We start from the raw sequence: 2,114 nt of genomic DNA on the forward strand, positions 1-2,114 counted from the left end.
CCGGTGGACGGCACCGAGCCGTCATCGAACTTGGAAGGGGGAGGCCTCGCGGCCTCCCCCTTTTTTGCGTTTGTGCGCAACATTCCTTATGCAATTAAATCAATTTAATCATCCACCGCTGAATATAGACGTTCACCGTTCTTTGGTCGGTTCTTTGTTCTCAATGGACTAATATTTGCTTTAGCGCACTGCTGCGCTTGTCCTGTTTTACACGGGTCGTTTTATTGAATGTGACGGAAGGACTCATATGGCAGATGTTCATGAGCTGCTTGATACTTGGATTGCCAATGTCAAGGACGAGGAGCTCCTCGCTGAGCTTAACACGATGAAGGAGCAGGGTGATGAGGACGCCATCACCGACGCTTTCTTCCAGGATCTCGCCTTCGGTACTGCCGGCCTTCGTGGTACTATCGGTGCGGGCACTAACCGTATGAATATCTATACGGTCGGTCGTGCGACCCAGGGATTTGCTGACTACCTCAATGCGACCTTCGAGCATCCGACGGTCGCCATCGCTCGTGATAGCCGCAATAAAGGTGAGCTGTTCGTCAAGACGACGGCTGCCATTCTTGCAGCAAACGGCGTGACTGCCCTCGTGTATCCCAAGATTTCTCCTGTGCCGACGCTCTCCTGGGCCGTCCGCGACCTTAAGTGCTCCGGTGGCATTTGCATGACCGCTAGTCATAATCCGGCGCCTTATAACGGCTATAAGGCCTATGGTCCCGACGGCTGCCAGATCACCAGCGAGGCCGCCGATGCAATTTCTAAGGCTATCGCCGAGACCGATACGTTCACCGGCGTGAAGTCCATGGACTTCGATGAGGCTCTTGAGCAGGGTCTGGTCAAATGGATCGATGACTCGTGCCTCGAGCGTTATTACGACGCCGTTCTCGCCCGCGGCGTGACTAACCTTTCTGCCGAGGAGATCGCTAGCGCTCCGCTTAAGCTCGTCTACACTCCGCTCAACGGCACTGGCCTCATTCCTGTTACGACGGTGCTCGAGCGCGCTGGCATCACCGATGTCACGGTTGTTCCCGAGCAGAAGGAGCCTAACGGCGATTTCCCGACCTGCCCGTATCCTAACCCCGAGATCCGTCAGGCCATGCAGAAGGGCATCGATCTCTGCGAGCAGGTTCACCCTGATTTGCTGCTTGCAACCGATCCCGACGCCGACCGTGTTGGCGTTGCCGTTAAGAATGGCGATGACTATCTGCTGCTGACTGGCAATGAGATGGGCGTTCTGCTGCTCGATTATATCTGCAAGACCCGTGCTGCCCGCGGTGAGGATCTCACCAAGAAGGTCGCGGTTACTACCATTGTTTCTTCCGCTATGGTCGATGCTCTAGCCGAGGAGTATGGGTTTGAGCTCCGTCGCTGCCTGACCGGCTTCAAGTACATCGGTGACATCATTACCTCGCTTTCCGATGCTGGCGAGGTCGATCGCTTTATCTTCGGTTTTGAGGAGAGCTACGGCTATCTGGCCGGCGACCACGTGCGCGACAAGGACGCCGTGAGCACTTCGCTTCTGATTTGCCAGATGGCGCAGTATTACAAGCTCCAGGGCAAGAACCTTGCCGATGCGATGCACGAGTTGTACGAGAAGTATGGCTACTATCACAACAAGACGATTTCGCTGAGCTATCCGGGCGCTGAGGGTGCGGCAAAGATGGCCGGCATCATGGCTGGTCTGCGCGAGAACCCGCCCGCGGAGCTCGCCGGTTCCAAGATTGAGGCCGTCGTGGATTACAACACCTGCGTGAACGGCCTGCCGAAGGCTAATGTTATTGAGTTCGATCTTGAGGGTGGCAACAAGGGTATTGTTCGTCCTTCCGGCACCGAGCCCAAGATTAAGCTGTACATCTTCGCTAAGGGCGCGGATGCCGCCGAGGCAGATGCAGCACTTGACGCGATCGAGGAGTCCGGTCGCAAGCTGCTGGCATAAGGTATTTAAGAGTCTATTGCTATAGATGGGCGAAAGAGGGGATCTCGGATGTGAGGTCCCCTCCTGTTTTTAACCAGTCAGCCGAGAGTACTTATATGTGTAGGAAATGTGTACGCACAGATTCCCGCCCCCCGGGCCCCTCCGGTCTGGCAATATATCTCCTTGCCGCGCG

Annotated in this window: 1 protein-coding gene; it reads left to right on the forward strand. The window is 55.8% G+C overall.

Annotated elements, in window-relative coordinates:
* Window positions 1-247: 247 nt before the first annotated feature.
* On the forward strand, window positions 248-1,942 hold the full coding sequence (locus AB5164_RS10070; RefSeq protein ID WP_368143334.1) for a phospho-sugar mutase: 1,695 nt from the start codon (window positions 248-250) through the stop codon (window positions 1,940-1,942).
* Window positions 1,943-2,114 lie beyond the last annotated feature (172 nt).

Source organism: Collinsella aerofaciens, assembly GCF_040915425.1.
Lineage (GTDB): Bacteria > Actinomycetota > Coriobacteriia > Coriobacteriales > Coriobacteriaceae > Collinsella > Collinsella aerofaciens_BW.

What these genes read in the sequence shown, in the direction of transcription:
- AB5164_RS10070 (WP_368143334.1), top strand. Translation starts at nt 248, where the DNA reads ATGGCAGATGTTCATGAGCTGCTTGATACTTGGATTGCCAATGTCAAG.